This window comes from Streptomyces cacaoi (genome assembly GCF_006539165.1).
Taxonomy (GTDB): Bacteria; Actinomycetota; Actinomycetes; order Streptomycetales; family Streptomycetaceae; genus Streptomyces; species Streptomyces cacaoi.
The window spans coordinates 1-7,280 of sequence record NZ_BJMM01000106.1; the positions used below are offsets into that span (position 1 = coordinate 1).

Sequence of the window (7,280 nt, forward strand, 5' to 3'; positions counted from 1 at the left end):
CCCGCCGCAGGCACCGCCGGGCGCCCCGTCCTCCGCCCGGCGGCGGGGGACGGGGCGCCGAGGAGCCCGCTCAGCCGGCGGCCGGCGGGTCGGGGAAGCGGGACTCGCGGTCGGTGTGCGCGTACACCTGGCCGGAGTGGTTGATGAGCGCGATGTACTCGCCGAGCTTCTCCAGCGCGGAGCCGACCTGGAGCAGGGCGCGCTCCATCGCCGGGTTCATCTCGTCGGCGAACTTCTCCCCGCTCGTCGCGAACGGGTGGGGGGTCTCCACGATCTTGCCGGGGTTGGGGCCGTCGTAGACCAGGTCCTTGACGGTGGCGCCCTGCCCGAAGACGGTGTCCTGCTGGGAGAGCACCTTGGAGCGCAGCTCCTCGTAGGCCGCGACCGCGGTCCTGGCCTCGGTGAGCATGGACTCCTCCGTGGTGCGCACGGACGCCAGGTCGATCTTCAGGTCCGAGGCGCTGCCCGGGTCGGGTGCGTCGGGCGGCCCGTCGGACTGCGACTGCTCGATGTCCTGCGGGTCCTTGTTGAAGGAGGGCGGCTCGTCCCAGGCGACCTCGTCCTTGGGGACGAGGCCGCTGAGGTCCTTGCCGTTGTCCGCACTCGGCTCGGGCTCCTCCCCGTCGCCCTCCTCGGGCGGAGGCAGGGGGTCCTCGTCGTACTTCGAGTCGATCGGCTCGATCTTGTCTTCCTTGGACTCGCTCACCGCTTCTCCCTTGTGCCCGCCGGGTGTTCCGGAGCCCGGGGATCGCACGTCTGTTCAGGTTGGATCGCGTTCAGGTCTACCAGCTCGAAGCGGACCTGTCAGTACATTCCGGTCAAAAACCTCCAGCGCGGCCGGTGTTCCCGACCGGACGGCAGCAACGGGCGGACAGCCCGCGGCCGTCGGGCACCGGGACGGCCGCACCCCGCAGGAAGGACGGCGCACCATGCCTGAGTCCGTGGACTACGACACATCCGTCATCAACGTCTCGCCCTCCGGGATGAAGGCGTCCGCCGAGACCCTCCACACCTACTCGGAGTCCGTCGCCACCGGGCTGAAGAACATCAAGACCCAGCTCGACTCGCTCCAGATCGCCTGGCAGGGCGACTCGGCGAAGGCGGCCGAAGAGGTCTCCAACGAGTGGATCCGGGTCATCTCCGGCCTGTTCGGCACCGAGGACGAGCCGGACAAGGGCGTGCTCAACGCGCTCGCCAACGGCGTCTCCTCGGCCGCCAGCAACTTCGCCAACGCCGAGAGCGGCGTCACCAAGGCGTTCAACGAGTTCCGCAACCAGCTGTCGGCAGGCGGCGACGGCGGGGACGAGGACCCGAAGGACACCCCGCCCGAAGAGGTCACCGACACCAACAAGACGGCGGTCACCATGACCTTCCCCGACAACTGACCGCCGCACCGCACCCGTCCGACCCGAGACCCCTCCGAGCCAGCTAGGCAGAGCAAGTTGAGTCGAATCGCGTTCCACCGCCCCGTGAGGATGACGCCGCCGCCCATGCCGGACGGCAAGACGGCGCTGGCCAGCCCGCCGCAGCGGCCCCAGCCCCAGGGCGCGGCAGGCTGGCTGATGCTGCTGCTGCCGCTGCTCAGCAGCATCAGCATGGCCGCGTACATGGTCGCCTACGGCAGGGCCTGGATGATCCTGCTGGGCGTCGCCTTCGTCGTGGTCTCGGTGGGTATCACCATCGGCGTGCGCATGCAGCTGCGCGGCAGCAGGCGGCGCAACCAGGAACGGCAGCGCGAGCGCTATCTGGAGTACCTCGCCGACACCCGGAAGTCCGCCGAGCGGGCCGCGATCGCACAGCGGCTCGCCGACGCCTGGCGCCACCCGCACCCCGACCGGCTGTGGGCCATCGCCACCCGGCGCCGCCGCGTGTGGGAACGGCGGCCGGGTGACAGCGACTTCCTGCGCCTGCGGGTCGGCACCGGAACCGTGCCGCTCGCCCACGAGCTGTCCCTGCCGACGCAGAGCGACCCGACCATCGACGTCGACACCGAGTCCCGGCACGCCGCCGCCGAACTGGTACGCACCCTGGGCACGGTGGACAACCAGGCCGCCTGGCTGGACCTGCGCGCCTCGGGCGTGGTGAGCCTCCTCGGCCCGCCCGAGCGCACCCGCGAACTCGCCCGCACCATGCTGCTCCAGCTCTCCGTGCTGCACGCGCCCGACGACGTCCGGGTCGCCGTCGTCACCGGCGGCAACTCCGCCTGGGAATGGGCGAAGTGGCTGCCGCACGCGCAGCTGCCCGAGGAGGCCGGCCGACGGCGCGAACAGGAGGTCGTGCCGCTCCTCTCCGCCGACCTCGGCGGGCTCCAGGACCATCTGCAAAGCGTGCTCGACGACGCCGTCGCCGCCCGCGCCGAGCGCAACAACCGCATCGTCTCCCGCCGCGACAGCGCACCGACCGAGCGCCTGGTGGTCTTCCTCGACGACTACGACCCGGCCGCGCCCTGGGCCCGCAGCCCGCTGCTCGCCCAGCTGCTCACCGAGGCCGGACCCGACCTCGGCGTGCACGTGGTGTGCCTCGTCGAGGAGGAGGGCTCCGAACCGGGCCGGGTGGACGCCAGGGCCCGCGTCGACTCCCGCGGCGGCCTCGAACTCCAGGCACGCGCCGAGGGGCTGCACGCCACCGTCGAGAAGGCCACCGCGGACGTGGCACAGCCGGCCGTGTGCGAACAGACCGCCCGCGCCCTGGCCCCGCTGCGGCTGTCCGGCGAACGCGATCAGGTCCTCTCCGGCCATGTCTCGCTCTCCGGCATGCTCGGCATACCCGACCCCGGCCGGCTGGAGCCCGGCAGGGTGCGGCGCAGCCCCGACGCCAAGGAACTGCTCCGCGTGCCGATCGGAGTCACCGGCACCGGCGAACCCCTCGACCTGGACATCAAGGAGTCGGCGCAGGGCGGTGTCGGCCCGCACGGGCTCGTCGTCGGCGCCACCGGCTCCGGCAAGAGCGAACTGCTGCGCACCCTGGTCACCGGCATGGCCACCGTGCACGCACCGGAGCATCTCTCCTTCGTCCTGGTCGACTTCAAGGGCGGCGCGACCTTCGCGGGGGTCACCGAACTCCCGCACGTCTCCGGGCTGATCACCAACCTCGCCGACGACCTCGCGCTCGTCGACCGGATGCGCGCGGCCCTCCAGGGCGAGCAGCAGCGCAGGCAGCGCATGCTGCGCGAGGCCGGCAACGTCGACACCGTCCGCGAGTACCAGCTCAAGCAGGCCGCCGGCGGCACCGATGTGCACGGCAGGCCGCTGGAGCCGCTGCCCTATCTGCTGCTGATCGTCGACGAGTTCGGTGAACTCCTCTCCCAGCGGCCCGACTTCATCGACCTGTTCGTGCAGATCGGCCGCGTCGGCCGGTCGCTGGGCATGCATCTGCTGCTGGCCACCCAGCGGCTGGAGGAAGGCCGGCTGCGCGGCCTGGAGTCCCATCTGTCCTACCGGATCTGCCTGCGCACCTTCAGCGCCGGCGAGAGCCGGGCCGTGATCGGCACCTCCGACGCCTACACGCTGCCCGCCATCCCCGGCTCCGCCTACTTCAAGGTCGACGAGTCGGTGTACGAACGCTTCCGCGTCGCCCACGTCTCCGCGCCCTACCGCAACGACGGCGCCGACACCACCGGCGTGCGGCCCGAACCGGTGCCCTACGCCGCCCACGGCGATCTGCCGCCGCTGGCCGTCGAGGAGGCGGAACCCGTCGCCCTCGAACTGGACCCGGACTCGGACGCCACCGAACTGGAGACCCTCGTCGAACGGCTCCTCAACAAGGACGCGCCGGGACACCAGGTGTGGCTGCCGCCGCTGCCGGGCCACTTCGGCCTGGAGGCGCTGCTCGCCGACGCCGAGGTGGACCCCGAGCTGGGGCTGCGCTGCGCCCAGTGGCCGTTCACCGGCCAGCTGAAGTTCCCCGTCGGCGTCATCGATGTGCCCTCCCGGCAGGAACAGCGGCCCCTCGCCCTCGACCTGACGGAACGCCAGGGACACCTCGCCCTCATCGGCGCACCGCAGAGCGGCAAGAGCACCTTCCTGCGCACCGCCATGCTCAGCGCGATGCTCACCCACACCCCCGACGAGATGCAGTTCTACTGCATCGACATGGGCGGCGGCGCGCTGCACGGCCTGGCCGACGCCCCGCACGTCGCCGGTGTCGCCGGGCGGCGCGACGACGAGCGGGTGCGCCGCGTGCTGGCCGAGGTCGGCAAGCTGGTCACCGCCCGCGAGCAGATGTTCCACGACCTGCGCATCCCCTCGGCGGCCGAGCTGCGCAGGCGCAGGGCGGAAGGCGAACTGCCCGAGGGCGTGCGCGCCGCCGACATCGTGCTCGTCGTCGACAACTGGGCGGCGCTCAACAGCGCCGACGACAGCGCCGTCGAGACGCTCACCGACATCGCCACCCGCGGCCTCGGCGTGGGCGTGCACCTGTGGCTCACCGCCAACCGCTGGGCCGAGATCCGCGTCAACCTGCGCGACAACATCCCCGGACGGCTCGAACTCCACCTCAACGACCCCTCCGAGTCCGAGATCAGCCGGCCCGCCGCCCGCGCCCTGGGCGCGGCACCGCCCGGACGCGGGCTGTGCTCGCCCGGCCTCGTCCACCACATCGCGCTGCCCCGGCTGGACGGCGTGGACACCCTGGACGGGCTCGCCGAGGCCGAGCGGCAGCTCGTCGACCGCATCGGCAAGTCGTGGCACCGCCCGGCCGCACCGGCGCTGCGGGTGCTGCCCGAGCGGGTCACCGTCCGCGAACTGGCCACCACGGCCGCGCCCTCGCCGGCGGAACGCTGGGACGGCCACGGCCCCGGCATCGGCGAGCGCGACGTCCCCATCGGGCTGCGCGAGTCGGACCTGCGCCCCGTCGGCATCGATCTGACCGACGGGACACCGCACTTCGTCGTCTTCGGCGACTCCGGCTCCGGCAAGACCGGCTTCCTGCGCGCCTGGATGCGCGGGCTCGCCGCCCGGCACTCCGCACGCGAGGTGCGGTTCATGGTCGTCGACTACCGGCACAGCCTGCTCGACGCCGTGCCCCCGGAGTACATCGGCGCACGCGGCGCCGACTCCGAGCTGGTGGCGGGCCAGGCCACCGCGCTCGCCGCCACCCTGCGCGAGCGCATCCCGCCGGCCGACGTCACCGCGGAACAGCTCCGCCGCCGCGACTGGTGGCAGGGCCCCGAGCTGTACGTCGTCGCCGACGACTACGACCTGGCCGCCGGCAGCATGGGCCGCGGCCCCCTCGCCCCGCTCGCCGAATTCATCCCGCAGGCGGCCGAGTTGGGCTTCCACCTCGTCCTCGCCCGGCGGGTCGGCGGTGCCGCCAGGTCCCTGATGTCCGACCCGCTGCTCAGCAAGCTCAAGGAGATCGGCACCGGCGGGCTGCTGCTGTCCGGCGACCACCGGGAAGGCCCGCTCATCGGCGACCAGCGGGCCCGCGTCCGCAAGCCGGGGCGCGCCGTCCTGGTGCGCCGGCAGCACGAGCCGACCACCGTGCAGCTCGCCCTCGACGAGGAGGACACGCCGCACGGCACCGGCCCTGCGCCCCTCCGAGCGGTCCCGGCACCGGGCACCGAAGCACAGAACCACGCCTGATTCAGGGGAGAACGGCCCATGGAGACCGCGGAGTCCGTACTCGGCAGCATCAGTGTCGAAGAGATCTACGAGCTGGGCAACGCCTGGATCCGGCTCGGGGACGAACTCCACGAGCGGCGCACCGCGATCAACGGGCACCTCGACGGGCTCGGTATGACCGGTGACGCCGGCACGGCCGTTCACCGCGCCTGGGACGAGGCGATGGGGACCACCATCGACAAGGCCGCCGAGACCGCCTGGACCATCGGGCAGACGATCAACCGGTACGGCGAGGAGCTGTACGCGGCGGCCGAGGAGTACGCGAAGAAGCTCAACGCGGCCTTCTGGTCGAACATCATCGGCTTCCTCGTCGGCATCGTCACCCTGGGGCTGGGCCCGCTGCTCGGCCCGCTGCTGAGCATGCTCGGCCAGGTGATATCCCGGCTCATCCCCGTGATCGCCCAGATCGCGTCCCGGATGGGCACGGTCGCCACCACCGTCGCCGGGTTCGCCGGCGGCGCCGTCGCGGGCGCCGCCACCACGCTCGGCATCGACGTCGCAGTGGGCGAGGCGGGCGCCGCCATCGCCGGCACCGACTACGACATCGACTGGGGCGCCGAAGCCTGGAGCGTGGGCCTCGGCGGGCTGCTCGGCGGCGCGCTCGGCGGCGGCTCCGCCTATATGAACAAGGTCGACGTCGGCTCCCCTCCGCCGTACGGGCGCGGCCCCGGTGCCACCGGCAACCCGCCCGCCCCCGCACCGCGCCCCGGCTCCGGCGGCGGCAACACCCCCGGCGTCGGCGGCGGCGGACCCTCCGTCAGCCCGCCGCCCCGCCCCACCAGCGGCGACAGCACCACCACCCACCCCGGCGGACTCGGCGGCAGCGGCGGACTCCAGCCCCCGACCTCCCGCGGCGGCGGCATCTCCGCCAACGAGGCACACCCCACCAACAGCGGCCCCGGCAACGGCAGTCTCGGCAACCCCGGCGCCCCCAACCCCGGCGGCAAGGGCGAGTCCACCTCCACCCCCGCCACACCTCCCGGCACACCCGCCGCCGTGCCCCGGCCCGGCGGCCCCGGCGGCGCCCCCACCCCGAAGACCGGCTCCGGGCCCGGCGCTCCTGCGCAGACCCCGCCCGCACCCCGCGGAGGCGGCGGCACCGAGGGCACACCGCAGACGTCCCCGCACGGCCAGGGCACCGGCAACCCGCCGCGGGTCACCGGACAGGACCAGCACGCCACGCCCCACTCCACACCGGGCGGCCAGCGCGGCGGCGAACACACCAACAACACCCCCGGCGGCAGCCCGACCCCCGTCAACGGCCGGCCCTCCGGCAGCCCCACCGGGCCGGGCGGCAGCGGCGGTGACCGCACGGGCCGCGGCTACGACTACCCCGCGACGATCGACAACCGTCCGGGAGGCACCGGGCAGACCCCCGGCTCCGGCGCGCCCGGACAGCGGGGCCCGGTCGAGGGTTCGGGGCAGCGGCTGGGTGGTTCGCAGGAGAGCCCGAACGGGACGGGGAAGCCGGGTGTCCCGAACAGCTCCGGCGGCCCCGGCGAGGGCACCGGGTCCGGCAAGCCGAACAGTTCCCACCCGTTCGACAACCCCGGCCAGAAGCTGGGCGGTTCGCCGCAGAACCCGTACGGCACGGCCAAGCCGCACAGCCCGGGCGACTCCACCGGCGCGGGCGGTGGCGGCGGTGGTCGCACGGGCCGC

3 protein-coding genes and 1 pseudogene are annotated in these 7,280 nt (G+C 73.5%); 3 read left to right on the plus strand and 1 reads right to left on the minus strand.

The window, feature by feature from the left end; all coding sequences use genetic code 11:
* Positions 1-70 precede the first annotated feature (70 nt).
* Complete coding sequence (locus tag SCA03_RS35425; RefSeq protein WP_158102303.1) at positions 71-706, minus strand: hypothetical protein; 636 nt, start codon at positions 704-706, stop codon at positions 71-73.
* A gap of 223 nt (positions 707-929) precedes the next feature.
* Here SCA03_RS35425 and SCA03_RS35430 point away from each other — a divergent pair, with 223 nt between their 5' ends.
* The 3 genes and pseudogenes from SCA03_RS35430 to SCA03_RS34070 all read left to right on the plus strand — a co-directional run.
* A complete protein-coding gene (locus SCA03_RS35430; RefSeq protein ID WP_158102302.1) occupies positions 930-1,385 on the plus strand; it encodes a WXG100 family type VII secretion target in 456 nt (151 codons plus the stop codon).
* Between the two features lie 90 nt (positions 1,386-1,475).
* A complete protein-coding gene (gene eccCa, locus SCA03_RS34065; RefSeq protein WP_230989099.1) occupies positions 1,476-5,582 on the plus strand; it encodes a type VII secretion protein EccCa in 4,107 nt (1,368 codons plus the stop codon).
* 18 nt (positions 5,583-5,600) lie between these two features.
* Positions 5,601-7,280 (plus strand): annotated as a pseudogene (locus tag SCA03_RS34070) (hypothetical protein); the annotation flags it as partial.